Source organism: Bordetella bronchialis, assembly GCF_001676705.1.
GTDB classification, from domain to species: Bacteria; Pseudomonadota; Gammaproteobacteria; order Burkholderiales; family Burkholderiaceae_B; genus Bordetella_C; species Bordetella_C bronchialis.
On record NZ_CP016170.1, the window covers coordinates 4,341,122 to 4,365,576 of the forward strand.

21 protein-coding genes and 1 tRNA gene are annotated in these 24,455 nt (G+C 64.2%); 8 read left to right on the top strand and 14 right to left on the bottom strand.

What is annotated here, in order from left to right:
• Positions 1 to 203 precede the first annotated feature (203 nt).
• Both BAU06_RS19135 and BAU06_RS19140 read right to left on the bottom strand, forming a co-directional pair.
• A complete protein-coding gene (locus tag BAU06_RS19135) occupies positions 204 to 1,829 on the bottom strand; it encodes a glucan biosynthesis protein D (RefSeq protein ID WP_066353653.1) in 1,626 nt (541 codons plus the stop codon).
• Positions 1,830 to 2,100: 271 nt separating this feature from the next.
• Positions 2,101 to 2,649, bottom strand: a complete 549-nt coding sequence (locus BAU06_RS19140; protein WP_066353654.1) for an OmpA family protein — start codon at positions 2,647 to 2,649, stop codon at positions 2,101 to 2,103.
• Positions 2,650 to 2,942: 293 nt separating this feature from the next.
• On the opposite strand from BAU06_RS19140, the gene BAU06_RS19145 reads away from it, so the two are divergent.
• Positions 2,943 to 3,494, top strand: a complete 552-nt coding sequence (locus BAU06_RS19145; RefSeq protein WP_066353655.1) for a PIN domain-containing protein — start codon at positions 2,943 to 2,945, stop codon at positions 3,492 to 3,494.
• On the opposite strand, the gene BAU06_RS19150 is transcribed toward BAU06_RS19145, so the two are convergent.
• From BAU06_RS19150 to rpsO, 4 genes are all read right to left on the bottom strand, one after another.
• Positions 3,488 to 4,705, bottom strand: coding sequence for a threonine ammonia-lyase (locus tag BAU06_RS19150; protein WP_066353661.1), 1,218 nt, complete (start codon positions 4,703 to 4,705; stop codon positions 3,488 to 3,490). The genes BAU06_RS19145 and BAU06_RS19150 overlap by 7 nt on opposite strands.
• 39 nt (positions 4,706 to 4,744) lie before the next feature.
• Positions 4,745 to 5,443 carry a hypothetical protein gene (locus tag BAU06_RS19155; RefSeq protein ID WP_415834920.1) on the bottom strand — a complete coding sequence of 233 codons (699 nt, stop codon included), beginning with the start codon at positions 5,441 to 5,443 and terminating at the stop codon, positions 4,745 to 4,747.
• Positions 5,444 to 5,726: 283 nt separating this feature from the next.
• Positions 5,727 to 7,889 (bottom strand): polyribonucleotide nucleotidyltransferase, encoded by a 2,163-nt coding sequence (pnp, locus tag BAU06_RS19160; RefSeq protein ID WP_066353669.1) that lies wholly within the window; start codon positions 7,887 to 7,889, stop codon positions 5,727 to 5,729.
• Between the two features lie 89 nt (positions 7,890 to 7,978).
• Positions 7,979 to 8,248: a 30S ribosomal protein S15 gene (rpsO, locus tag BAU06_RS19165; RefSeq protein WP_066353674.1), complete on the bottom strand. Its 270-nt coding sequence runs from the start codon at positions 8,246 to 8,248 to the stop codon at positions 7,979 to 7,981.
• A gap of 295 nt (positions 8,249 to 8,543) precedes the next feature.
• On the opposite strand from rpsO, the gene BAU06_RS19170 reads away from it, so the two are divergent.
• Positions 8,544 to 9,083, top strand: a complete 540-nt coding sequence (locus BAU06_RS19170) for a hypothetical protein (protein ID WP_066353677.1) — start codon at positions 8,544 to 8,546, stop codon at positions 9,081 to 9,083.
• Between the two features lie 12 nt (positions 9,084 to 9,095).
• Here BAU06_RS19170 and pssA read toward each other — a convergent pair whose 3' ends face one another.
• The 5 genes from pssA to BAU06_RS19195 all read right to left on the bottom strand — a co-directional run bounded on the left by pssA (position 9,096) and on the right by BAU06_RS19195 (position 14,035).
• Positions 9,096 to 9,881 (bottom strand): CDP-diacylglycerol--serine O-phosphatidyltransferase, encoded by a 786-nt coding sequence (gene pssA, locus BAU06_RS19175; protein WP_066353678.1) that lies wholly within the window; start codon positions 9,879 to 9,881, stop codon positions 9,096 to 9,098.
• Complete coding sequence (locus BAU06_RS19180; protein ID WP_066353679.1) at positions 9,874 to 10,545, bottom strand: phosphatidylserine decarboxylase; 672 nt, start codon at positions 10,543 to 10,545, stop codon at positions 9,874 to 9,876. The genes pssA and BAU06_RS19180 overlap by 8 nt, the downstream gene beginning before the upstream one ends.
• Before the next feature lie 195 nt (positions 10,546 to 10,740).
• Positions 10,741 to 11,757, bottom strand: coding sequence for a ketol-acid reductoisomerase (gene ilvC, locus BAU06_RS19185; protein ID WP_066353683.1), 1,017 nt, complete (start codon positions 11,755 to 11,757; stop codon positions 10,741 to 10,743).
• A gap of 67 nt (positions 11,758 to 11,824) precedes the next feature.
• A complete protein-coding gene (gene ilvN, locus BAU06_RS19190; protein WP_066353686.1) occupies positions 11,825 to 12,316 on the bottom strand; it encodes an acetolactate synthase small subunit in 492 nt (163 codons plus the stop codon).
• Between the two features lie 9 nt (positions 12,317 to 12,325).
• Positions 12,326 to 14,035, bottom strand: a complete 1,710-nt coding sequence (locus BAU06_RS19195) for an acetolactate synthase 3 catalytic subunit (RefSeq protein WP_066353687.1) — start codon at positions 14,033 to 14,035, stop codon at positions 12,326 to 12,328.
• A 535-nt stretch (positions 14,036 to 14,570) separates the two neighbouring features.
• Between BAU06_RS19195 and BAU06_RS19200 the strand changes: the two genes are divergently transcribed.
• On the top strand, positions 14,571 to 16,787 hold the full coding sequence (locus BAU06_RS19200; protein WP_066353689.1) for an FUSC family protein: 2,217 nt from the start codon (positions 14,571 to 14,573) through the stop codon (positions 16,785 to 16,787).
• Positions 16,788 to 16,851: 64 nt separating this feature from the next.
• Here BAU06_RS19200 and yaaA read toward each other — a convergent pair whose 3' ends face one another.
• The 3 genes from yaaA to BAU06_RS19215 form a co-directional block, all read right to left on the bottom strand.
• On the bottom strand, positions 16,852 to 17,625 hold the full coding sequence (gene yaaA / locus BAU06_RS19205; protein WP_066353692.1) for a peroxide stress protein YaaA: 774 nt from the start codon (positions 17,623 to 17,625) through the stop codon (positions 16,852 to 16,854).
• 44 nt (positions 17,626 to 17,669) lie between these two features.
• Positions 17,670 to 18,452, bottom strand: a complete 783-nt coding sequence (locus BAU06_RS19210) for a 3-hydroxybutyrate dehydrogenase (protein ID WP_066353697.1) — start codon at positions 18,450 to 18,452, stop codon at positions 17,670 to 17,672.
• Between the two features lie 78 nt (positions 18,453 to 18,530).
• Positions 18,531 to 19,688, bottom strand: a complete 1,158-nt coding sequence (locus tag BAU06_RS19215; RefSeq protein WP_066353699.1) for a cation:proton antiporter domain-containing protein — start codon at positions 19,686 to 19,688, stop codon at positions 18,531 to 18,533.
• Between the two features lie 391 nt (positions 19,689 to 20,079).
• Between BAU06_RS19215 and BAU06_RS19220 the strand changes: the two genes are divergently transcribed.
• The 5 genes from BAU06_RS19220 to BAU06_RS26720 all read left to right on the top strand — a co-directional run bounded on the left by BAU06_RS19220 (position 20,080) and on the right by BAU06_RS26720 (position 24,363).
• Positions 20,080 to 20,170: transfer RNA gene (locus BAU06_RS19220), tRNA-Ser, on the top strand.
• 345 nt (positions 20,171 to 20,515) lie between these two features.
• The gene (locus BAU06_RS19225; RefSeq protein ID WP_066353700.1) at positions 20,516 to 20,953 is read left to right on the top strand and encodes a DUF4019 domain-containing protein; all 438 of its coding nucleotides are present in this window, start codon (positions 20,516 to 20,518) and stop codon (positions 20,951 to 20,953) included.
• Between the two features lie 9 nt (positions 20,954 to 20,962).
• Positions 20,963 to 21,868, top strand: a complete 906-nt coding sequence (locus BAU06_RS19230; RefSeq protein WP_156770285.1) for a hypothetical protein — start codon at positions 20,963 to 20,965, stop codon at positions 21,866 to 21,868.
• A gap of 12 nt (positions 21,869 to 21,880) precedes the next feature.
• On the top strand, positions 21,881 to 22,954 hold the full coding sequence (locus BAU06_RS19235) for a PEGA domain-containing protein (protein WP_066353711.1): 1,074 nt from the start codon (positions 21,881 to 21,883) through the stop codon (positions 22,952 to 22,954).
• Positions 22,930 to 24,363, top strand: coding sequence for a hypothetical protein (locus BAU06_RS26720; RefSeq protein WP_156770286.1), 1,434 nt, complete (start codon positions 22,930 to 22,932; stop codon positions 24,361 to 24,363). The genes BAU06_RS19235 and BAU06_RS26720 overlap by 25 nt, the downstream gene beginning before the upstream one ends.
• The last annotated feature ends 92 nt before the right edge of the window (positions 24,364 to 24,455 follow it).

Consider the following 24,455-nt stretch of genomic DNA (forward strand, 5'->3'; position numbering starts at 1 on the left):
GTGATGAACAGGCTATCGGACATATCGGCCACAGGAAAACCGCGTGGCGGCCCGACCAGCGCGTATCCTGTCACACCGCCGGACGGCATGATCACCCTTGCCCACGATTGTAATACGTCCACCAAGGGGAATGGGAGGGACATCCGGTCCGGCATCCCCGAAGGTAATGCCGGGCCGTCGTCATCCCATTCCCGGCATACCCGCTAGGTATACCGGCGCTTCTCCGGCGGCGGCGGGAAATACTGGTACAGCCAGGTTTCGCTAAGCACCTGCTTGTCGCTGATGCGGCGGATGAAGCCGCGCATTTCCACGGGCTCGGTGCTGTCGCTGGTGGGATACCAGTCGAACATGGCGCGAAAGCCTTCCACCTCTGGATGCAGCGCGAAAATCTGGAAATCCTGCGCACGGCCGTGCGACACCGTGATCACGGATTCCAGGCGCTCGTTCTTGTCCATGCCCTGCAGCGGGCCGCCGACGAAGTCGATGGCGAAACGGCGTGCCCAAACCTTGGGATAGTGCTCGCCAGGGGCCCAGCCTTCGATAAATCCACCCATCCCCGTGCGGGTCGCCAGCACCTGGGCCAGGGTCGGCTGCACCGGCGCCAGCGCGGCCCAATGCAGCTTGTAGCCGTAATGCAGCGACTGGCCGGCCTTGACCGGTTCCTTCGGATTCCAGAACGCGACGATGTTGTCCAGGGTTTCGCCCGTGGTCGGCAGCTCCATCAGGTTGATGGCGCCGTCCCCCCATGCGGTGGTGGGCTCGACCCACAGGCTGGGACGGCGGCTGTACCAGTCGACGGTGTCCTGGTAGGACTTGAAGTCATGGTCCGTCTGCAGCAAGCCGAAGCCGCGCGGATTGTTGTCCAGGAAGACGTTGAACTGGATACGTTCCGGATTGTTCAGCGGCCGGCACACCCATTCCCCATTGCCGCGCCACATCGACAGGCGGTCGGAATCATGGATCTTGGGGTGGATGGTGTCGCACATGCGGCGCTCGTTGGTGCCGCAGCTGAACATGCTGGTCATGGGCGCGATGCCCAGTTGCTTGATGTCCTTGCGTGCGTTGATGTGCGCGTCGATATCCATGATGACGCGGTCGTGCAGGCAGTTGATGTCGAAGCGGTAGGCGCCGGTGACGCTGGGCGCGTCCATCAAGGCGTACAGCACGAAGCGCGTGCTGTCCTGCGCGGGCGTCTCGAACCAGAATTCGATGAAATCCGGGAATTCCTCGACCGTGCCGGCATAGGTGTTCACGGCCACGCCCCGGGCCGACAGGCCGTATTGCCCGGTATTGTCCACGGCGCGGAAATAGCTGGCGCCCAGGAAGGACACGATGTCGTATTTGTCGATGTTCGGCTGCTTGAACACCTTCAGTCCGGCGAAGCCCAGGTCGCCCTTCAGCTGGCTGACGTCCACCCCGCTGCTGTCATAGTTGAACAGCTCGGGCCGGAAATGCACCTCTTTGGCGACCCGGGTCTTGGGATCGATGCTGTGCATGCGGACCGGGGTGCGAAAACCCATGCCCACATGGAAGAACTGCACGTCCAGCTGGCCCTTGCGACCCCACAGGGAATGCGCGGCGTCGTACTGGATGGCATTGAACTGCTGCGGCGTCATGTCCGCCAGCGTGGGCGGCAGGACTTCCCGCGTGTCCACATAAGGCGCGGCAGCCAGTCCCTTGGCGCGATCCTTCAGGCGCTCGAAACTGAACGGCTTGGCTTCGCCGTCGGCGATGTCCGCATAGGCGCGGGACGCAAGCAGGAAAGAGGCCGGCAAACCCGTGCAGGCAGCCAAGGCCGTGGCGGCTTTGAGCAGTGATCGTCGGTGCATGGATACCTATGGAAAACGGAGCCAAACAAATGGCGTGGCCGGAACCGCGCCACGCCCGTGCACGCACATTGAACCATAGGTTTCGGATTATTCCGACGGTGCCAGGGGCTTGGCACACCGTCCTGTGTCGGTAAGTCACGAACCGACACGTGCGGAAAAAAACCGGCGCCGGGACCGCGCCTGCGGGGGATGGCCCCGGAGCAGTGCGGCCCGCGCCGGCCGGCTGGGAAGTGCCCTGCCCGGGCGGACCTTCCTGGCCTGCGACGTCCGGTCAAGCCATCAGGTACTCGATGGAGCGCTTGGCCGGCCGCGGCTGGGCGTCGGCCTTGGGACTGCCGTAGATTTCGATGCGCACGCCTTTCTCCTTGGCCAGCGCCGAATCCTTGTTGCCGTAGCCCGGCCCCTTCGGACTGACTTCGATCAGGTTGGCGTCGATGCCTTTCATGATCAGGTACTGCTTGACGGCATCGCCACGGGCCTTGGCCGGCTCCTTGAAGACGGGGTTATAGGCCTTGACTTCGATTTCGCGGACATCCATGCGCTTGACGGTGTCCACCACCTTGTCCAGTTCGCCACGCAGCCTATCGCTCATGATGATTTCGCCCACGGTGCTTGCCATGCGCTCGATGACGATATCGGTGGTGTCGCGCTTGGACCGGATCGATCCGCAGGGATCGACCTCCGGCGCCTGGTAGCCGGCCAGGGCATTGGCGGCATCCATCGATTCCGGCGCGGGGGCCGCCTTGGACGCGGCGAAGTTGTCGGCGAAGGGAGCGAAGGCGGAAAGGTTGGCGTTCGAGACGGGGGCTTGGGTATACATGGTCATTTCTCCATGGGAAACGCGGGGAATGAGGCCGCTATGTTTCCGCCCCGACAGGCCGGTTCCGCCGCATGGACGCGCGTTTTGCCCGATGGAGGGCATATCGGACCCATATGACGCAGGGGCCCGAATACGGCTACGATATCGCCCGATCCGCGGCTGTTTCGAAGGGGCCGCGCAACACCGCTAACCGTCCAGGCGCACCGCCCGGGCCGCTGCCCGTATAAACCGTGCTTCCCGTCACCGCTCCCGACAGCGCCCCACCGTTCGTGGTCCTGGACGCCTGTGTCCTGATGTCGTCCATCCTGCGCCCGCTGCTGCTACGGCTGGCGAGCCAGGGCGTTTACGCGCCGGTATGGAGCGCGCGCATCGGCCAGGAGTGGGTACGCAACGCCGCCCGGCTGTGGAACGTACCGGCCGATGACGTCGCGCGGCTATGGGACGAAATGCAGCAACGCTTCCCGGACGCCGACGCGGGCGATGTATTGCCCTACGAAACCGGCCTGCGCTACAGCGACCCCAAGGACCATCACGTCATCGCGGCCGGGCTCGCGAAACGCGCCCGCTGCGGCCTGCAGCAGCCGCCCGCGGTCCTGGTCACGACCTGGAACCTGAAGGACTTCAACCGGTCGGAGTTGCGGCGCCTGGGCCTGGACGTTTTCAGTCCGGACAGGCTGCTATCCCGGTGGTGGGAGCATTCGGCGCCGGCGCTGCGCCTGGCGCTGGCGGACGTCGCGGCCGACGCGGCAGCGCTGGGCCGCACACCGGAAACCCTGGCCGCCACGCTGCACCGGGAGCGGCTTTATCGCCTGCGCGCCCTGGTGGCCCAGGATGGCGATCAATGATCGTGATTGCTGGCCGCGAAACCCGCGGCGTTCAAGCGATCGATCACTTCGGCGATGTGTTCCGGACCGCGCGTCTGCAACACGAAATCCACCTCTACGTTGCGCACCGGCAGCGCGGTAAAGGCCCGCTGGTGGTGGACTTCCGTGATATTGGCGTGGGCGTCGGCGATGATGGCCGTGGCATGCGCCAGGGCGCCGGGTAGGTCGCGCAGGTCCACGCGCACGCGTGCCAGGCGGCCGGCGCGCACCATGCCGCGCTCGATGAGCTCGCCCAGCATCAAGGGATCGATATTGCCGCCCGTCAGCACCAGCCCTACCCGCTTGCCCTGGAAACGCGTGCTGTCCTGTGCCTGGTCGCGCAGCATGGCCGCCAGCCCCGCGGCGCCCGCGCCTTCGACCACGGTTTTCTCGATTTCCAGCAGCACCACGATGGCGTGCTCGATGTCGGCCTCGCTGACCAGTTCGATACGGTCGACGTGGCGGGAGACGATCTCGCGCGTGAGTTCGCCGGGCGTGCGCACGGCGATACCCTCGGCGATGGTGTACTGGCCGTGCGGCAGCGTCACGCCGCGCGTCGCTTCATACATGGAGGGGAAGCGTTCCGTCTGCACGCCGACGATTTCGATGTCGGGCTTGATGGCCTTGGCCGCGACCGCGATACCGGAGATCAGGCCGCCGCCGCCGATGGCGACGACCAGCGTGTCCAGGTCGGGCCTGGCCTGCAGCATTTCCAGCGCGATCGTGCCCTGTCCCGCGATGACGTGGGCGTCGTCGTACGGATGGATCATGACCAGGCCGCGCTCTTGCGCCAGCGCATAGCCGTGGTTCTTGGCGTCGTCGAAGGTATCGCCGGCCAGGACGACCTCTGCCCCGAAGCGGCGCGTGTTGGCGACCTTTACCGTGGGCGTGAAGCGCGGCATCACGATGACCGCCGGGATGCCCATGCGCTGCGCATGGTAGGCGACGCCCTGTGCGTGGTTGCCGGCCGACACGGCGATGACGCCGCGCGCGCGTTCCTGCGCGTCCAGGTTCAGCATGCGGTTCAGCGCGCCGCGCTCTTTGAACGAGGCCGTGAACTGCAGGTTTTCGAACTTCAGCCAGACTTCCGCGCCCAGCATGTCGGACAGGGTGCGCGAATGCGAGAACGGCGTATTCAACACCTGCCCTTGCAGGCGCTGATAAGCGGATTGGATGGCGGACAGGTCGATCACGGGTGGCTCCTGGTGGAACGGCGCCGGCCGGCGCCTGCGTCAACGCACCGGCAGGAAATTGAAGAACAGCAGGCCCTGCGCATAGTTGATGCCGACGCGGCGGCCATTTTCCCCCAGCAGATTGGCGATCAGGTCCAGCCTGCCGATAATCGCGCCGAATTCGCGTTCGAAGCTGAGATTCGTGGCGCTCGCGCTCATCTCGTTGGCCAGCAGCAAGGGCTGCCCCGCGCCATCCCGGCGGCTGGCCAACAGCCAGGCGGCGGCCTCGACATTACGAGCGGCATTGTAGACGCGCTGCCCGTCCAGCACATCCGAGACGTAGAACCGGGTCTTGCCGTTGTGGGCGGCGATGAGGGTATCGGCCATGCCGAAGATGAAGGCCGCCACCCGGTCGCCCTGGTAGCCGGCGTCCAGCGACACGGCCAGGATCTGGATATCCCGCAGGCCCGACAGCGACGCGGGCGGCGTGCGGCTTTCTATCATGGATCGCAGCCGCGCCACGGCGGCGCCCTGGCTGGCCATGCCCGCCTTGCGCCATTCCCGCGGATTGCGGCGGTAGAGTTTGTCGGCGAGCGCGTACAGGCTATTGAGGTTGTCGCGCATCTCCAGGGTGACGGTACGGTTGAAATCCGTCTGCATGAACTGGTCGGCGGACATGGATTCGCCGTCGGGCTGGCGGCCGTCGGCGGAGGGCGCCTGCGGAGACGCGCACGCCGCGAGCAGGCTCGCGATTCCCATTGCCGAGGCCATGCGCCCGCGCCATTTCATGCCATATATGCCCGTGATCCCGAGATTGCGTTAGGGCTCGCCATACGTCGTCCGCGCGTGCCGCGCCAGCACTTTACCGCACTGCCGGCGAAACGACACCCCGCCGGCCGGCATGCCCCTGGGGCTGGCGATACGAAGCCCCAGGAAAGTCCCAAGCGAAAACGGCACCCGCCAGGGTGCCGTTGTCTTGGTGCGGACTGCCATCCGCGGGGCGGCCACGCCGCGCGCGGCGGCATGGCGCCTGCCCGTCCCCTTACTGCTGGGGCTCGGATTGCGACGCGGGGGCGGATTCACCCTGCGCGCCCTGTTGCTGCTCGATGCCGCCGATCGCCTTGATGGACAGGCGCAGGCGGCCCTTGTCGTCGGCCTCGATGACCTTGACGCGGACGTTCTGGCCGACCTTCAGCACATCGTTGATGTTGGCGATGCGGTAGTTGGCGATTTCGGAGATGTGCAGCAGGCCGTCGCGGCCCGGCAGGACCTGGACGATGGCGCCGAAGTCCAGCAGGCGCAGCACGCTGCCTTCGTAGACCTGGCCGACTTCGACATCCGCGGTCAGCTCGACGATGCGGCGCTGCGCTTCCTTGGCCTGGGCCTCGTCCACGCTGGCGATGACGATGGTGCCGTCGTCGGAAATGTCGATCTGCGTGCCGGTTTCCTCGGTCAGGGAGCGGATGGTCGCACCACCCTTGCCGATGACGTCGCGGATTTTCTCCGGATTGATCTTCATCGTGAGCATGCGCGGCGCGAAAGCGGAGAGTTCGCCGCGCGAGGCGCCCAGGGCGTCGCGCATCTTGTCCAGGATGTGCAGGCGGCCTTCGCGGGCCTGGGCCAGCGCCACCTGCATGATTTCCTTGGTGATGCCCTGGATCTTGATGTCCATTTGCAGCGCGGTGACGCCCTGCTGGGTGCCGGCCACCTTGAAGTCCATGTCGCCCAGGTGATCTTCGTCACCCAGGATGTCGGTCAGCACGGCAAACTTGCCGTCTTCCAGGATCAGGCCCATGGCGACGCCGGCCACGTGATCCTTGACCGGCACGCCGGCATCCATCATGGCCAGCGAGCCGCCGCACACCGAAGCCATGGACGAAGAGCCATTGGACTCGGTGATTTCGGAGACCAGGCGAATGGTGTACTGGAAATCTTCCGGCGCGGGCAGCAGCGGGATCAGCGCGCGCTTGGCCAGCCGGCCATGGCCGATTTCGCGGCGCTTGGGCACACCGATGCGGCCGGTTTCGCCCGTGGCGAACGGCGGCATGTTGTAGTGCAGCATGAAGCGGTCGCGATACTCGCCCATCAGCGCATCGATGATCTGCTCGTCCTGCTTGGTGCCCAGGGTGGCCACGACCAGCGCCTGGGTTTCACCGCGCGTGAACAGCGCGCTGCCGTGGGCGCGCGGCAGCACGCCCAGGCGGATGCTGATGGGACGCACGGTGCGCGTGTCGCGGCCGTCGATGCGCGGTTCGCCGTTCAGGATCTGGCCGCGCACGATGCGGGCTTCCAGGTCGAACAGGATGTTGTCCACGGCCACGGAATCCGGCACGCCTTCCCCGGTTTCCGCCGCGCGGGCGGCCAGCCGGGTTTGGACGTCGGCGTAGACTTCGCGCAGCTTGGTGGTGCGCAGCTGCTTTTCGCGGATCTGGTAGGCGGCGGTCAGGCCGTCCTGGGCGGCGGCGGTCACCGCGGCGATCAGGGCTTCGTTCTTGGGCTCGGGCTTCCAGTCCCATTCCGGCTTGCCGGCATCGCGCACCAGGTCATGGATGGCGTTGATGACGGCCTGCATCTGTTCGTGGCCATAGACCACGGAACCCAGCATCACTTCCTCGGACAGCTGGTCGGCCTCGGATTCCACCATCAGCACGGCGGTTTCGGTACCGGCCACCACCAGGTCCAGCTTGGACTGCTTCAGCTGCGAGGCGGTGGGGTTCAGCACGTACTGGCCGTCGACGTAGCCCACGCGGGCGGCGCCGATCGGGCCATTGAACGGGATGCCGGAGATGGCCAGCGCGGCCGAGGCACCGATCATGGCCGGGATGTCGGGATCGATTTCGGGATTGACCGACAGCGTGTGCAGCACGACCTGCACTTCGTTGTAGAAGCCTTCGGGGAACAGCGGGCGCAGCGGACGGTCGATCAGGCGCGACGTCAGCGTTTCCTTTTCCGAGGGCTTGCCTTCACGCTTGAAGAAGCCGCCCGGGATACGCCCGGCGGCGTAGGTTTTCTCGATGTAATCGACGGTCAGCGGAAAAAAGTCCTGCCCCGGCTTGGCCTTTTTGGCCGCCACCACCGTGGCCAGCACCACGGTGTCCTCGATGGACACCACGACGGCGCCGGATGCCTGGCGGGCGATTTCTCCGGTTTCCAGGACCACCGTGTGCTGGCCGTACTGGAACGTTTTTGTCACTTTATTGAACATGACGGTTATTCCTTGCAAATGAAAAACCGTGGCCGCTGCGACAGGGTCGCACCGGCCACGGTTGCGTCATGGGGAACCGGCCCCGTCGATCACTTGCGCAGACCGAGTTTTTCGATCAAGGCGCGATAAGCATCGGGGTTGCGACCCTTCAGGTAGTCGAGCAGTTTGCGGCGGCGGCTGACCATGCGCAGCAGACCGCGGCGCGAATGGTGGTCTTTGATGTGTTCCTTGAAGTGACCGGTCAGCTCGTTGATGCGAGCGGTGAGCAGCGCCACCTGGACTTCGGGGGAGCCGGTATCGCCTTGGGCGCGCTGGAATTGCGCGACGATATCAGCCTTTTTGATGTCAGCTACGGACATTGATTGACCTCTTCGGACATGCGCCAGGGCCGAGGCGCCTTGGCGTGGGTTGATAAAACGGTTGGATAAAACTTGACAGTTGTTCGACAGCAAAAACCGAAGGATTATAACTTATTGGCGACAAATGTCAGGACACCGCCCCAAGGCGCCCGTCCAGGACAGCACCGGCGGGATCGTGACCCGGCCCGCCGCCTGGCGGCCGGCGCGCGCCAGGCCGGCGCACCGCCGCGGCGGCGCCGCAAGGGCAGCGGGCCCTTCCCGCCGTCCCCGCTTTCACCGCGCCACAGGAGGCCCCATGGCAGAGCATGCGCATATCCCCGACCGCCGCCGGCGCGTGGCCTTCCTGGCCGGCCCGCTCGTGGCCCTGGTGCTGGCCGGCTGCGCCGACATGGCGGCCCGGACCCCGCCGGACACCCCGCTGAGCCAGGTCGTTGCGCAATACGGGCAGCCCAACTTCACCTGCCCGCTGCCCAACGGCGGACAACGGGTCATCTGGACGCAGCAGCCGCTGGGGCAATTCGCCTGGGGCGGCAACGTCGGCCCGGACGGACGCATAGACAAGGTGGAGCGCCTGCTGACGGACCGGCACTTCGCCGTGCTGTCGCAAGGCGATTGGCCGGCCAACCGCGTGCTGTGCGAGTTCGGTCCGCCTGCCATCGTCGATGAAGTGGGCTTGCCCAGCGTGCGGCAGGTGGTCTGGTCGTACCGCTACCGCGAGAACGACTCCTGGAATTCGCTGATGTATGTCTACATGGGCCGCAAGGGGGACCGCGTCACGCGGCATCACCCGGGACCGGACCCCATGTACGACCAGGAATGGGATTTCGCGCGCTGAACCGCCGCGCCGCTAGGGCTGGTCCGGCCCGCCGCCCCGCACGCGGTTGCGCTGCCAGCGGCGCGCGCGGTTCCAGCGCCAGGCCAGGATGAACCAGCCGGAAATGCCGTAGATGACGAAGAGCCCGAACAGCACCACGGGCGGATCGCTGGATACGAAAACAAAGGCCGCCACCACCAGCAGGATGACCCAGAACGGCACGCTGCGGCCCAGGGCAAAACTCTTGCCGCTGTAGAACGGCGCATTGGTGACCATCGCGACCCCGGCATACATGGTGACGCAAAAGGCCGTCCACGCCATGAAAGAATCATGGATGGGCAGCTTGTTGTCCACCGCCAGCCAGACGTAGCCCGCCACCAGCGCGGCCGCCGAGGGACTGGGCAGGCCCTGGAAGAAGCGCTTGTCGACGACGCCGATATTGGTGTTGAACCGCGCCAGGCGCAGCGCGGCCCCGGCGACGTACACGAACGCCGCCAGCCACCCCCAGCGCCCCAGTTCGTTGAGCATCCATTCGTACATGACCAGCGCCGGCGCCACGCCGAAGGAAGTCATGTCCGACAGCGAGTCGTACTGCTCGCCGAAAGCCGACTGCGTGTTGGTCAGGCGCGCGACCCGCCCGTCCATGCCATCCAGCACCATGGCGGTGAAGATGGCGATGGCGGCGGCCTCGAACTGGTTGTTCATGGCCTGCACCACGGCATAGAAGCCGGCGAACAAGGCCGCGGTCGTGAACGCATTGGGCAGCAGGTAGATGCTGCGGTGGCGGTTCTCGGGATCGCGCATCGACAGTTTAGGCATGGCTCGCATCGTCAGTGGCAGGCAGGTCCGCCAGCACGGAGCTGGTCGCGCTGACCTTGTCGCCCAGCGCGACCCGCGGCCGGGCGGCCGGCGGCAGGTATACATCCACGCGCGACCCGAAACGGATGAATCCGTAGCGCTGGCCGCGCACCAGCGTGTCGTTCTTCTTTGCGTAGCAAAGTATGCGCTTGGCGACCAGCCCGGCCACCTGCACCGCGGTGACCAGCTGGCCCGAGGGCGTACGCAGCACCATGGCATTGCGCTCGTTTTCCAGCGAGGCCTTGTCCAGCGCCGCATTGAAAAACTTGCCCGGGAAATACTGGACGTCCATGACCTGGCCGTTGACCGGCGCGCGGTTGGAGTGGACGTTGAACACGTTCATGAACACGCTGATCTTCAGCGCGTCGCGGTCCGCGTACGGATCCCGCACCGTTTCCACCGCGACCACGCGGCCATCCGCGGGCGACAGCACCGCCTGGGGCGAGTCGGGCGCCATGCGCGGCGGGTCCCGGAAAAACTGCAGGACGAACAGCGCGATGATCCAGAAGATGATGGACACGGCGGGGGACCAGAGCGTGACCAGTAGCGCCACGACCACCGCCCCGGCAAGGAACGGCCAGCCCTCGCGGGCGATGATGGGATGGGGATAAGGGGGTTTATTCATCGTAGGCGAAGGTTAACCGATATGGCCCCGTTTGTGCCCGGGCGGTAGCGCCCGTCGCTGCGAGTATGCGACAAAAAGACGGCTCGCGCGGGCGCCGCGCGGGGCCGCCGCCGGCCGGCGCCGAGAGGCAAAAAAAGCGGCATGCCGGGGCATGCCGCTCGCGCAAGTCGCATACCCGGCCATGCCGGGCGGCGATCAGTTCTTGGACTTGTCCACCAGCTTGTTGGCGGCGATCCAGGGCATCATCGCGCGCAGCTTGCTGCCGACCTGTTCGATCTGCGACTCGGCGTTGATGCGGCGGCGCGACGTCAGCGTCGGGGCGCCGGCGGCGTTTTCCAGGATGAAGCGCTTGGCGTATTCGCCGTTCTGGATGTCGGCCAGGGCCTGGCGCATGGCTTCGCGCGTCTGGGCCGTGACGATCTTGGGCCCGGTCTCGTATTCGCCGAATTCGGCGTTGTTGGAGATCGAGTAGTTCATGTTGGCGATGCCGCCTTCATAGATCAGGTCGACGATCAGCTTCAGTTCGTGCAGGCACTCGAAGTACGCCATTTCGGGCGCGTAGCCGGCTTCCACCAGGGTGTCGAAGCCCGCCTTGATCAGTTCGACGGTACCGCCGCACAGCACGGCCTGCTCGCCGAACAGGTCGGTTTCGGTCTCTTCGCGGAAGTTGGTCTCGATGATGCCGGCACGGCCGCCGCCGTTGGCGCTGGCGTACGACAGCGCGACATCGCGCGCCGCGCCCGACTTGTCCTGGTACACGGCCACCAGGTGGGGCACGCCGCCGCCCTGGGTGTAGGTGGAGCGCACGGTGTGGCCGGGCGCCTTGGGGGCGACCATGATGACGTCGATGTCATCGCGCGGCACGACCTGGCCGTAGTGCACGTTGAAGCCGTGCGCGAAGGCCAGCGCGGCGCCGGCCTTGATATTGGCGTGCACTTCGTCGCGATACACCTTGGCGATGTTCTCGTCCGGCAGCAGCATCATGACGACGTCGGCGCCCTTGACGGCCTCGGCGACTTCCTGGACCTTCAGGCCGGCGTTGGCGGCCTTGTTCCACGACGCGCCGCCCTTGCGCAGGCCGACGACGACCTTGACGCCGGACTCATGCAGGTTCAGCGCGTGCGCGTGGCCCTGCGAACCGTAGCCGATGATGGCGACCGTGCGGCCCTTGATCAGGGAAAGATCGCAGTCTTTGTCGTAGAAAACTTTCATTTGAGTAACTCCGGAATTCTTCTTCAGTAAATGAATAAACAGCAAAAGAGGGTTCGGCCGGGGCCGGTCAAAGCTTCAGCACGCGTTCCCCGCGCCCGATTCCGGAAACCCCGGTACGAACGGTTTCGAGAATCGCGCTGCGATCCAGCGCCTCGATAAAGGCCGAGATCTTCTCCTGCACACCGGTCAGTTCGATGGTGTAGGACTTGTCGGTGACATCGATGATGCGCCCGCGGAAGATATCCGCCATGCGCTTCATTTCCTCGCGTTCCTTGCCGACGGCGCGCACCTTGACCAGCATCAGCTCGCGCTCGATGTGCGCGCCTTCGGTCAGGTCCACCACCTTGACCACGTCGACCAGGCGGTTCAAGTGCTTGGTGATCTGCTCGATGACCTCGTCCGAGCCCGTCGTGACGATCGTCATGCGCGACAGCGTGGCGTCCTCGGTGGGCGCCACGGTCAGCGTTTCGATGTTGTAGCCGCGCGCCGAAAACAGGCCGACCACGCGCGACAGCGCGCCCGGTTCGTTTTCCAGCAAAACCGAAATCACGTGTTTCATGACGCCCCCTTACAGATCCTCGGAACCCAGCAGCATTTCGGTCAGGCCGCGGCCGGCCTTGACCATCGGCCACACGTTTTCCGTACGGTCCGTAATGAAGTCCAGGAACACCAGGCGGTCCTTGTGCTTCCTGAACGCTTCGCGCAGCGCGGGTTCGACGTCGGAGGGGCTTTCGATGCGCAGGCCGACGTGGCCGTAGGCTTCGGCGACCTTGACGAAGTCGGGCAGCGAATCCATGTACGACTCGGAATAGCGCGAGCCGTAGTCGATCTGCTGCCACTGCCGCACCATGCCCAGGAAGCGATTATTCAGGCAGACGATCTTGGGCGTCAGGTGGTACTGATGGCAGGTCGACAGCTCCTGGATGTTCATCTGGATGGAGGCCTCGCCCGTGATGACCGCCACGTCGGCGCCGGGATTGGCCATCTGCACGCCCATGGCGTACGGCAGGCCCACGCCCATGGTGCCCAGGCCGCCGGAGTTGATCCAGCGGCGCGGCTGTCCGAAGCGGTAGTACTGCGCGGCCCACATTTGGTGCTGGCCCACGTCGGAAGTCACGAAGGCCTTGCCGCCGGTCACTTCCCAGAGTTTCTCGACCACGAATTGCGGCTTGATGACGCTGGTCGAGCCGGCGTACTTCAGGCATTCCTTGCCGCGCCATTCCCGCACCTGCTGCCACCATTTTTCCAGCGGGGGCGGCTTGACGTCCGCCACGCGCAGTTGCGCCAGCATTTCGATCAGCACGTCCTTGACGTTGCCGACGATGGGCACGTCCACGCGCACGCGCTTGGAGATCGAGGACGGATCGATGTCGACGTGGATGATCTTGCGTGGATTCTGCGCGAAATGCTTGGGATTGCCGATGACGCGGTCATCGAAGCGCGCGCCGATGGCCAGCAGTACGTCGCAGTGCTGCATCGCCATGTTGGCTTCGTAGGTGCCGTGCATGCCGGGCATGCCCAGGAAGGCTGGGTGGTCTTCCGGCAAGGCGCCCAGGCCCATCAGCGTGTTCGTGCACGGCGCGCCCAGCAGGTCGACCACCGCGCGCAGTTCGGCGGCGGCGTCCGAAAGAATGACCCCGCCCCCGGTGTAGATCATGGGACGTTCCGCCGCCAGCAGCATCTGCACGGCCTTCTTGATCTGGCCCTGGTGCCCCTTGTTGACCGGCGCGTACGAGCGCATCGTGATCTCGCCCTTGGGCGGCACGTACTTGCACGGGGCCAGCGTGATGTCCTTGGGAATGTCCACCAGCACGGGGCCCGGACGGCCGGTGCGCGCGATGTAGAAAGCGCGGCGCAGGGTGTCGGCCAGGTCCTTGACGTCGCGCACCAGGAAGTTGTGCTTGACGCAGGGACGGGTGATCCCCACCGTGTCGCATTCCTGGAAGGCGTCCTCGCCGATGGCCGCGGTGGGCACTTGCCCGCTGATGATGACCAGCGGGATGGAGTCCATGTACGCGGTGGCGATGCCGGTCACGGCATTGGTGACGCCCGGCCCGCTGGTGACGATGCAAACGCCCACCTTGTTCGACGAGCGCGAATAGGCATCGGCGGCATGCACGGCGGCCTGCTCGTGGCGCACCAGGATGTGCTGGAATTTGTCCTGCTTGAAGATTGCGTCGTAGATGTAGAGCACCGCGCCGCCAGGGTAGCCGAAGACGTGTTCCACGCCCTCATCGGCCAGGCAGCGCACGACGATGTCGGCGCCATTGAGTTCCATATTGTCTTTCCTTTCATTGTTCCGGCCTGCGGTCAGGAGTGCGGTGCCCCCATACCCGGTGGATATGGCGGCTGCGGAACCCGATACCGGCCCCGGCAACACGACCCGGCGCTTCGCGATTCACGGAACCGCTCCACCCGGATGCCTTGCCGACCCGGCACGCGTCCATCCAGCACGCAGTGCATGCGCCCCCATGGGCGCCGGAGATCGAATGGAAGCCTTTGACTACGCGCTTGTGGCACGGCCAATGGCAGGGTACTGCTGGCGCATTGAAACCGGTCGGTAGACCGGGAAACTGGCAAACCATCGCCACCGCCCCTGGATGACGGGACGGCGGGAAGCAGTGAATTTACCGTGTTTAAGGGTTTACTAGCAAATCAGACTGACTTACGGAACCTGGCGGCATTCCACGCGTCGGTTCCGCGCGACACCGGCGCCCCCGCCCGGCCGCCGCCGGACGCCGATCCCGGCAAATAATCGGGGACTCTCTATACTTGCCACCTATCCCGTCCCCATACGCCCCAAGCCGCCACCCATGGACTTGCGCATCGCGAACCTCCGCCGCTTCATCTACAGCCATTACTTTTTCGGGGGCGTGCGTCAAGGGGTCGGGATGCTGCTGCCCGTCCTGGTCCTGGGAGTGCTGTTCGGCCAGTACGCCCTGGGCCTGGTCGCCACCTTCGGCGCCCAATGCGTGGCCATCATCGACCAGCCCGGCGGGCCCCAGCAGCACCGCACCAACGAAATGCTGGGCGGCGCGCTGCTGGCCACCCTGACGGTCTGCATCACCGGTTTCGCCTCCACCGACCGGCTGGCGCTCTGGCTGGCGGTCATCGCGCAGTGCTTTTTCTATTCCCTGTTCACCGTCTTCGGCAAGCGCGGCGGGCTGATCGGCTTTGCCGGCCTGCTGGTCATGGCCCTGACCATGCATTCCCCCCTGCCGGCCAACCAGGTGCTGGTGCATGCGGCGGTCACGCTGGGCGGCGCCCTGTTCTACCTGGCGTTCAGCGTGGGCTTCAGCCGCCTGTTCTGGCTGCGCGAGGAACAGCAGGCCATGTCGGTGGCGCTGTTCGCCACCGCCGACTACGTCGCCGCCCGCGCCTCGTTCTACGACGAGGGCGAAGACCTGGAGGACTCCTACCGCACGCTGATCCTGCGGCAATCCGCCATGACGGAAAAACACCAGGCCGCGCGCGACGTGGTGCTGCGCGCCCTGCCCCGCGGCAAGGGCTGGGGCGACGCCCGCCGCGTGATGATCTTCAATATGTTCGTCGATATGCTGCAGTTGGTGGACACGCTGTTCGCCACCCATACCGACTATGCCGCCCTGCGGCGCGCACTGACGGGCAACGACGTGCTGGTCTTCATGCGCGACTCCCTGCTGAAGATGTCGCTGAACCTGGAGCGCATCGCGCTGAGCATTTCCCAGGGGCGCCCGGTACGCCGCCGCACCAGCATCAAGGCCGAACTGCGCGCCATCGAATATGAAATCGACCAGCTCAAGCAGCACGGCCTGAACGAACGCGAACCGGAAATCCTGGCCCTGGTGATCCAGATCCAGCGCCGCCTGCGCAATGCGTCCCGCATCGTCGAACGCCTGGCCGACCACACCCAGGGCCGGCCCGACGCCAAGCCCACCAGCGCCCTGCGCATCGACAAGTCGCTGACCCGCTTCATGACGCGCCAGGAATTCCGGCTGGGCATGATCACCAGCAATCTGCGCATGGATTCGCCCAATTTCCGCTACGCGTTGCGCGTCACCCTGGCGGCGGCGCTGGCCATGACGGTCAGCGAGTTCTGGGTGTCGGAGACGTTCTCCGCGCATAACTACTGGATCATGCTGACCATCGTCATCATCATGAAGCCCGGCTTCGCACTGACGCGGCAGCGCAACGGCTGGCGGCTGACCGGCACGCTGATCGGCTGCGTCATGGCCCTGATCCTGCTGAACGTGACCAACAACCCGGAGATCCTGTTCATCAGCCTGCTGGCCGCCTGCATCATGGGCAATAGCCTGGTGCAGCTGAACTACATGGCCAGCGCCATCTTCAACACCCTGTTCGTGGTGCTGGTCTTTCACTTCGTATCGCCCGGCACGGTGTCGATGAACGTGATCGGCGAACGCGCCCTGGATACGCTGATCGGCTGCGCGCTGTCGCTGGCATGCAGCTACGCCTTTCCCTGGTGGGAGGCGCGCTACCTGCCGCCGCTGGCGCGCGCCGCGATCCGGGCCAACCGCGAGTATCTGCGCGCCGGCCTGCAATACGCCGGCGTCATGCGCGAAAAACAGGCGCGCCGCGAAACGCCCGACCAGGCCCAGGGCCCGGTTCCGGAGCCGGCCCCCACGCAGGCCGAGATCGACGCCGACCTGAACTGGCGACTGGCACGCAAGAACGTGCACATCGCCTTCAGCAACTTCGCCGAGGCCTTCTACCGCATGATGGCCGAACCGCAATCCCGCCAGCAGTATGTGCCGGAGATGAACAACCTGCTTATCCAGAACCACGTGCTGGCATCGCAGACCACGGCCGCAGTGCCGACGCTGGCCACCCTGGCCCAGGAGCCGCCGGCCTCCGTGAAGGAGACGCTGGAGGACGTCATCGTGATGCTGGATCCGGCGCATCCGCCCGTGCCCCCGCTACCGGAGCAGGTCGACACGCAGGGCGAACTGGCGTCCCTGGCCTATCCGCTGAAACTCATGGTTCGGGCCGGCCAGATGATCCGCCAGGAAAGCGCGGCGCTGGACGGCTGAACAGACAGCACCGCCGCGGCGCGCCGGCCGCCGGCAGGCCGGCCGTCAACGCGCGCCGCGCCGATCACGCCTGCTTGCGGCGGAACACCAGCTTGTCGGGCGTCGATACCGAGGCATCGTAGGCATAGCCTTCGCTGTCGAAGGCCTGGAGCTTTTCCGGCGTGGCGATCTTGTGCTGGATGGCGTAGCGCGCCATCAGGCCGCGCGCCCGCTTGGCGCTGAAACTGATGATCTTGTAGGCGCCGTTCTTCCACTCCTGGAAGACGCACTGCACCACGCGCGCCTTCAGCGCCTTCAGGTCGACCGACTTGAAATATTCCTCCGACGCCAGATTGACGACGATGGGTTTCTTGACGCCCTCCAGCCGTTCGTTCAGGTATTCGGCGATATCGGCGCCCCAGAACTCGTACAGGTTCTTGCCGCGCGGGGTTTCCAGGCGGGTGCCCATCTCCAGCCGGTAGGGCTGCATCAGGTCCAACGGACGCAGCACGCCATACAGGCCGCTCAGGATGGCGATATGGTCCTGGGCCCATTGCAGCTGCGGCTGGGTCAGCGTGGGCGCCTGCAGGCCTTCGTACACATCGCCATTGAAGGCCAGGATGGCGGGACGCGCGTTTTCCTGGGTGAACTTGGGCTTCCATGCGCCGTAGCGCCGCACATTGAGTTCGGCCAGGGCCGGGCTCAGGTCCATGAGCTCGGCGATATCCTCGGCGCTTTTCTTCTTCAGCACCTTGATCAGCGCCGCCGCGTGGTCGACGAAAAGCGGCTGCGTGTGCAGATCAGTGCCCAGCGGAGAGTCGTAATCCAGCTTCTTGGCGGGAGACAGCAGGAACAGCATGTTGGGGATTTTCCTCGTTCAAATAATCGGTGCGGCCGCCGCGGTCAGCGCGACGTCCAGCCGCCGTCCACGGAGATCGATGTGCCGGTGACCTGTTCGGCCGCCGGCGAGCAGAGGTAGACGGCGGTGCCGCCCAGTTGCTCGGGCGTGACGAACTGCAGCGAGGGCTGCTTTTCGCCCAGCAGTTCGCGGGCCGCGGTTTCCTGGTCCACGCCCTCGCGGGCGGCGATGGCGGTGATCTGCTTTTCCACCAGGGCGGTGCGGACCCAGCCCGGGCAGATGGCGTTGGCCGTGATGCCCAGCCCGGCCGTCTCCAGCGCCGTCACCTTGGTCAGCCCCACCACCCCATGCTTGGCGGCGACATAGGCCGACTTGCTGGCCGATCCCACCAGCCCATGCGCGGACGCGATATTGATGATGCGCCCCCACTGCTGCTTCTTCATATGGGGCAGCGCGGCGGCGGTACCGTGAAAAACCGCGGAAAGATTCAGGGCGATGATGGCATCCCATTTTTCCGGCGGGAAGTTTTCGATCAGGTCGGTGTGCTGGATACCGGCGTTGTTCACCAGGATATCCACCCGCCCCAGGGCCGCGACGGTGTTTTCCACCAACTGCCGCACCGCGGGGCCCTTGGACAGGTCCGCCCCGTCGTAGACGGCCTTGACGCCATGGGCCAGGGCCAGTCCCGCCCGGGTTTTCTCGATCTCCGCCGCGTCGCCAAACCCGTTCAGGACGATGTCGGCGCCCTGGGCCGCCAGCGCGGTGGCGATCCCCAGGCCGATACCGCTGGTTGATCCGGTAACGATGGCGACTTTTCCTTTCAGCATGGGGATTCTCCTTTCCGGTAGGGACCGAGGGTGGCTGGATGGCGGTGGCGGATGGCCGGCCGGCGTACAGGCGCCCGATCAGGGTGCCCAGGGAGTGTAGCCTTCCCCGCGCCTGGGCTGCATCCGTTCGACGAGTTTGATCAGCACGGGGACCACCGCCATGGAAATGGCCACCACCACGGAGATCAGGTCCCGGTGCGCGGCACTGAGCAGGCCGTTGTCCCAGGCTTCGTTGAACAGCGCGAAACCGAACTCCCCGCCCTGCGCCAGGGCCATGGCAAAGGGCAGCCGATGGTAGGAAGGCAGCCCCGCCATGCGGGCGATGCCGTAAAGGATCGCCCCCTTGACCAGCAGCAGCGCGGTGACGCTGAAGGTGACGAAGCGCCAGTGTTCGCGCACCACGTCCAGGTCGGCCGACATCCCGACGCCCAGGAAGAACAGCCCCAGCAGCAGCCCCTTGAAGGGCTCGATGGAGGTCTCCATCGACTCGCGGTATCTGGACTTGGCCAGCAGCACGCCCACCAGGAAGCCGCCCAGGCCGGCGGACAGCCCGGCATGGTCGAACAACTGGGCCGAACCGATCACCACCAATAGCGTCGCGGCGGTGAACAGCTCCTTCAATTGGGCACGTTCGGCCCAGCTGATGACGCGCAACCGGTAGCAGACCAGCACCACGGCCACCGCCACCAGGGACGATACGAAGGAAGGCGCACGCGTACCGCCGCCCCCGATGATGCCCAGCGCGATCAGGATGGGAATGGCGGCCATGTCCTGCAGCAACAGCACGCCCAGCGCCGTGCGGCCCATCGGCGTCCGGGTCAGCTGGCGCTCGTCCAGCAGCCGCATGGCCACCGCCGTGGAGGACAAGGCCAGCGCCGTCCCGCAGACGATGGCGCCGGTCCACGACATATCGATCAGGTGCCGCAGCCCCAGCCCCATCAGCGCGGCCAGCACGCCGGCGCAGGACACCATCTGCAGAAGGCCGACGCCGAACACTTCCCGGCGCATGCCCCACAGGCGGGACGGCGCCAGTTCCAGGCCGATGACGAACAGCATCATCACCACGCCCCACTGCGAGATTCCGGTAATCGCCGGGACGTCCGTGACCAGCCGCAGTCCGGACGGCCCGATCAGGATGCCCGCCAGCAGGTAGCCGGGAATCGTGCCCAAGCCGAGCAACTGCGTCAGCGGCACGCAGATCACGGCGGAAAGCAGGAGGATAACGACGAGGTCCATGGTCGCCCGGGTCCGAGAGAACACGCATTCTGACAAAAAATTACGGCGCCTGGGGCGGTGGCTGGGTGCCCGGGGCCGACGGTTCTCCCGAACAGGGCGGCTGGCCGGCGGCGCATGCATGTTCCTCGCTGACCGTGGCCGGCGGAAGGGCGGGGACCATCCGCCGGGTAGCGGCTCGGTGGTGGCTGGCCGCGGCCCACACACAAAGCCTTCGATTGCTGGTAGAATAGCGGGCTTTGCTGCTCACCAGACATATTCTGTTCGGTATGGTCCGGAGAGCAACCCGTGGCGTCTGTTGACCACCCCGCCATCGCCCGGCCAGCGCTCGATGCTCCCCATCGGCGCCGACCCGCCAGCGAGACCAGGGAGCCGCCGCGAGTAGCAACACCCAGGAGAGGTGGCAGAGTGGTCGAATGTACCTGACTCGAAATCAGGCGTACGGTTTCCCCGTACCGTGGGTTCGAATCCCACCCTCTCCGCCAGATTCGATGAAAAGCCCTCGATTTTGAATCGAGGGCTTTTTTTCTGATCCTCCACTGTGGTGCGACCACGGAAGCAGCCCACCTACCGTCCAGACGTTCGATCCGCCGGAAACTGGAGCGTGCCGCTATTTGCTTCGACAACCGCACGCCGCTCCCACCGTCTGGAAGGGCCGTTGCCTCCTTTTCGGGGAGCATATTGCTCGCAATCGGGTTGCACTAAAGAGCCGATGTACAGGGATCAGGGTCCGCAATAAATTTACGGTACTTCCCCAAGATGTCTGCACGTCGAAGAATCACCACAAGTGATCAGCGGTATTTTCGTCCGCTATTCCTGGGAGATCCACCATGCATCGCGACATGTTGGGCATCCGACTAATTCTTGCCATCGCAATCTGGGCGACCGCCCTGGCTCCTGCACTGGCAACCGACCTTGATGACGCACAGAACGCCGCATCGCAAATCAGAGAAGCGGTGCGACAGCAACAATACAACAAGCTGTGGGAACAACTCACCAGCGAGTACTTCAAAAGCATCACAACAAAGTCGTACTTCGTTGATAGCCTAAAGGCGGGATATGCCGCGGTTGGCGCCCCCGTGTCGGTCAAGAACATGTCGCACACGTTCATGACCACAATGCCTGGCTTGGGGTTCAAGGGAAAGTTTTACTACTTCGATTACTACGTCAAGTATGCGAAGGCGGCGTTCTTCGAACGCGTGGTCGTTATGGAAGACCCCGATGGCGAGTACCGCCTCGCCGGTCTCTGGGCTACCGCGGCTCCGTGACTCTATCGGATGGACGCCAAGCCCACCTCTCGCTCGCAGGGCGCCCGCGTTCGATCGGCGTTCGCGATGCTGCATCTCGCCCTTCTCGGCCTCGCTTTCTGGCACGACACAGCAATCAGCGGTTGTCGACCGGACTCATTTGCCCTGAAACAGGCACTAGGGACATCCTCGATTGCTCCGCAAAACAGCAGTTCTAGATTCTTCCGAGCATCCGCGTACGCCGCGGCCGGTTGTCTCGACAAGGCCTTAGCGGAGCTGGATTTATCGCGCGCCGCACTCAAGGACGAGGGAGCGGACAAACCCTTATTCAAAACGAAAGAGCGCAATACTCGCGCGCTATACAGCTACATCCGTGCCCTGCAGCGGATAGACAACGGCGAAAGACAGGCCGCTATAACGGAGTTGTTGGATCTTCTTGAACAGAACCGTTCAACAGAAGTTATGTGGCGAACCACCATGAAGCTTGGCGAGCTACTCGGGTCCGCCAAGGAAGATAGCGCGGCCTGGGATCGCTTCGACTCAATACTGGCCACGCTCACCGCTGAAAGCTTCGAATCGTGGCAACTGGATCTATTCCGCGGGCTCAACGCCATCCGCCTGGGCAAAGGCGCGGCAGCCATAGATGGTATTAACAAGCGGTTAAGCCAGGATCTCCCGGAATATCGCCACTATTCCTTGCAAGTCGTACTCATAGAGCTCCTGGTCGCAGACGGACGCTTTGAAAATGCCCGGGTCTATTGCAACTGGTCTGGCACGTCAATTGGTGCTTATCTGATCGTTCTCGAACAGCGATTTCGATATTTGAAGGCCTGTCGAACTGCGTGGGGGAAAGCGATCTCCCTTCCCGGCGACCGCGCCAGCCGAGCAACACGAGTGTTCGACGAAGCAATTCTTTCGATTGAGCCGGACCTATAACCGAGAGTTCTTATGACACGCGCCTTTCTTGCTTTCCTCACTATTACGCTGGTCGGTCTACTGGCCGCCTCGGTCGCGAACCAGGCCTTCCAGACGTTACCGTCGCAGGCTAAAGCAGGGAATGATCGCTCCGCAGTGATACTGACAGATGCCGAGAAAAAACTCATCGAAGTACGGGAGTCCACCTCAAAGTGGCTTCTGGCCTTAGCGGCAGGACTACTCCCCGGCCTCGTGATTTCGAAGACCTCCAGGGATGAGCTGGCGATGCAGCAACAGCTTATCCCCATGATTGCCGGTGCATTGCTCGTTATATCGATCTACGGCTTCTTCTTGTCGCAACAAGCCATAGAGTTCGTCCTGTCGCGCGGCCCACAGTACCACCTATATAGCGGCGTATCTCGTTTCCCAATACTCCTGCAGTTTTGGACGCTTGTACTGGCGTTATTCCTTTTGATGATCCATCTATTCCATTTGGCACGCAAGAGAGGAACACTGCCGATGGCCGCGCTCGTGGTGTTGGCCTTGACGGACCCAAAGGCCGATGCCGCCATGCTGGCCCCGACAGTCGCCAAACCATGCATCGAAGCGTGGGCCAGCAACCGAGAGCTACCGCTAGACCCCACAGAGTTGGGGCTGGCCTTAAGCGTCGTGACAGGCATCGCGGCGCGGACGAATGCATCTCCCGCCAACGCCTGCGAATTCGTGTCGTCAACCTTGGACCAGGCACGCTACATCGCGGTAGCCCGGACCGGCGGGCCGGATGCCCGACCTGAGTTCGCGGAGCTGTTGAACGCAATTGACAAAGACTTGCGCGCGACGGGGATTTCCCCCGGCGCAATATTGAGCAAGCTCCTGTCGATAGCGGCCGTTTGGGAAGCGCCCTCAGGCCTTCTGCGCATAGAAGGAAAGCCTAACGGAGCCACCGTTCTGCTCAATATGCAGGAGGTCGGGTTCACGAACCTCGACCTGCGGCTAGCCCCGGGCAAGTACACCGTGGAAGTGCTCGTGGATGGAGCGGTCGTGTTTCGCCAAACGAATGTCTCGATCGAAGAGGAGAAGGTATGGAAAGCCACGTTTGGCAGGTAAGGCGCCTAGCGTTTCACGCCTCGATAGCTCTTGCGCTGGTATCGGCCACCTGTGTCACCAGTGTCGCCGCGCAAACCTATGCTGGATGGACGTTGGAAAAACTCGCTAGTGCATGGGCTAACCTGATACCTCTGCCCAACGAAGAGCGCCTGTCGCGGCATACTGAGATCTTCTCGCGATATCTTCTAGACCAGGCTTGGCCCTTGACCGCCGGAAATGGAAACGGCGGCCCAGAACCGAAGGTGGAGGTACATACTTCAGATGCGCCCGCGCAGGTCGCTGCGGGCATAATCGCCATCCCGCAGATGTTTTCCCTGCAGATGGAGGCGTTGGGCCTACTGGTGGGGCACGACGCAGCGCTGTTAGATGGGGAAAGCGCGGGTAAAATGCCGATTCTTTGGCGCCCGTACGGAGAGGGCGAACTCCTGCAGATTATGCCCGGAGTCGGCGACATTTTAGAGCCCGATCGTTTTCTAGCGACGGGACTGACAACGCTGGCGGCAGCTTGTGGGGCCGATAGACCTTCCTGCCGAAATGCCCAATTTGCCGCGCTGTTATGCACTTCGCTTTTCGTGGTGGCTCATGAAGCGACCCATGTGCGTCGGGGCCACAAACCGCGGAATCCTTGGGCATATCGTCTCGATGAAGAACTACAAGCGGACGCAGGAGGAATAAAAGCCGTCCAGCGATACCTGCGGAATTTGCGCGCAGAGGCGAAGATGACGGCCACATCGGAAACGATTGCTTGCTTGGCGGGGCCCGTGGCTTTTTTCGAGCTTAATCTTCGGCGTTCGTTGTCCAACCAGCAGCGCCTGGACTACAACCAACGCAAAAGGGCGGTTCTGGATGCCACCGGTGAGTACCGGCATGATATCGACGATCTTGTCACCCTGCGGTCGAAGGACGGGGGCGGCGGAAGCATCTCGATCGAGTGGTCGGACCCGCCAGACATGGTCGTGCTCGACGGCGTTCAGGTAGACATTTCTGGCTTGAAAGGTCTTGTCCTGCCGTCCGGTCTGCACAAAATCGTGGCGGCTGGGGATGCCGGTATTGCGGTCCACAACGTCCGCGTTTCCCATGGGCGGGTGACAAAGATCTACCTACCCTTGCGCTCCTATATACAGCTATCGTCCAAGGATTTGGCGGCCGCAGTGCAGGAACGAAGGTGGTCTGATGTACTGCGCGCAACCAGCAACGGAGTACTTCGTCCAAGATCGGTGCGCCTTGCGCGCGCCCATTGGGATGCATTATATGGGCTTGGTCTCTCTGCGTGGATAGACTCCTCCGACATTGTCGCCGTGGGAGGCAAGGAAGGGAAAAAAGCGCTTACGCTGCGGACGATCGGGGAACCTCTTTTCGATTGGGATGCGGATTTAGTCCGTAAAGCAATGAATCGCTGCTGCGATTAGACGGCGACGCCGCAACAGTCGGCGTCGCCGCGGGATATCTTGCGCCGCCTGGCAGCGCGCTCCGTGGACCATATAACTGCTGCCACCGTCGC

Bases quoted from the DNA above. Each gene is read 5' to 3' on its own strand.
- BAU06_RS19135 (WP_066353653.1), bottom strand. From the start codon at position 1,829: ATGCACCGACGATCACTGCTCAAAGCCGCCACGGCCTTGGCTGCCTGC.
- BAU06_RS19140 (WP_066353654.1), bottom strand. From the start codon at position 2,649: ATGTATACCCAAGCCCCCGTCTCGAACGCCAACCTTTCCGCCTTCGCT.
- BAU06_RS19145 (WP_066353655.1), top strand. From the start codon at position 2,943: ATGTCGTCCATCCTGCGCCCGCTGCTGCTACGGCTGGCGAGCCAGGGC.
- BAU06_RS19155 (WP_415834920.1), bottom strand. From the start codon at position 5,443: ATGGGAATCGCGAGCCTGCTCGCGGCGTGCGCGTCTCCGCAGGCGCCC.
- pnp (WP_066353669.1), bottom strand. From the start codon at position 7,889: ATGTTCAATAAAGTGACAAAAACGTTCCAGTACGGCCAGCACACGGTG.
- rpsO (WP_066353674.1), bottom strand. From the start codon at position 8,248: ATGTCCGTAGCTGACATCAAAAAGGCTGATATCGTCGCGCAATTCCAG.
- BAU06_RS19170 (WP_066353677.1), top strand. From the start codon at position 8,544: ATGGCAGAGCATGCGCATATCCCCGACCGCCGCCGGCGCGTGGCCTTC.
- pssA (WP_066353678.1), bottom strand. From the start codon at position 9,881: ATGCCTAAACTGTCGATGCGCGATCCCGAGAACCGCCACCGCAGCATC.
- BAU06_RS19180 (WP_066353679.1), bottom strand. From the start codon at position 10,545: ATGAATAAACCCCCTTATCCCCATCCCATCATCGCCCGCGAGGGCTGG.
- ilvC (WP_066353683.1), bottom strand. From the start codon at position 11,757: ATGAAAGTTTTCTACGACAAAGACTGCGATCTTTCCCTGATCAAGGGC.
- ilvN (WP_066353686.1), bottom strand. From the start codon at position 12,316: ATGAAACACGTGATTTCGGTTTTGCTGGAAAACGAACCGGGCGCGCTG.
- BAU06_RS19195 (WP_066353687.1), bottom strand. From the start codon at position 14,035: ATGGAACTCAATGGCGCCGACATCGTCGTGCGCTGCCTGGCCGATGAG.
- BAU06_RS19200 (WP_066353689.1), top strand. From the start codon at position 14,571: ATGGACTTGCGCATCGCGAACCTCCGCCGCTTCATCTACAGCCATTAC.
- yaaA (WP_066353692.1), bottom strand. From the start codon at position 17,625: ATGCTGTTCCTGCTGTCTCCCGCCAAGAAGCTGGATTACGACTCTCCG.
- BAU06_RS19210 (WP_066353697.1), bottom strand. From the start codon at position 18,452: ATGCTGAAAGGAAAAGTCGCCATCGTTACCGGATCAACCAGCGGTATC.
- BAU06_RS19215 (WP_066353699.1), bottom strand. From the start codon at position 19,688: ATGGACCTCGTCGTTATCCTCCTGCTTTCCGCCGTGATCTGCGTGCCG.
- BAU06_RS19225 (WP_066353700.1), top strand. From the start codon at position 20,516: ATGCATCGCGACATGTTGGGCATCCGACTAATTCTTGCCATCGCAATC.
- BAU06_RS19230 (WP_156770285.1), top strand. From the start codon at position 20,963: ATGGACGCCAAGCCCACCTCTCGCTCGCAGGGCGCCCGCGTTCGATCG.
- BAU06_RS19235 (WP_066353711.1), top strand. From the start codon at position 21,881: ATGACACGCGCCTTTCTTGCTTTCCTCACTATTACGCTGGTCGGTCTA.
- BAU06_RS26720 (WP_156770286.1), top strand. From the start codon at position 22,930: ATGGAAAGCCACGTTTGGCAGGTAAGGCGCCTAGCGTTTCACGCCTCG.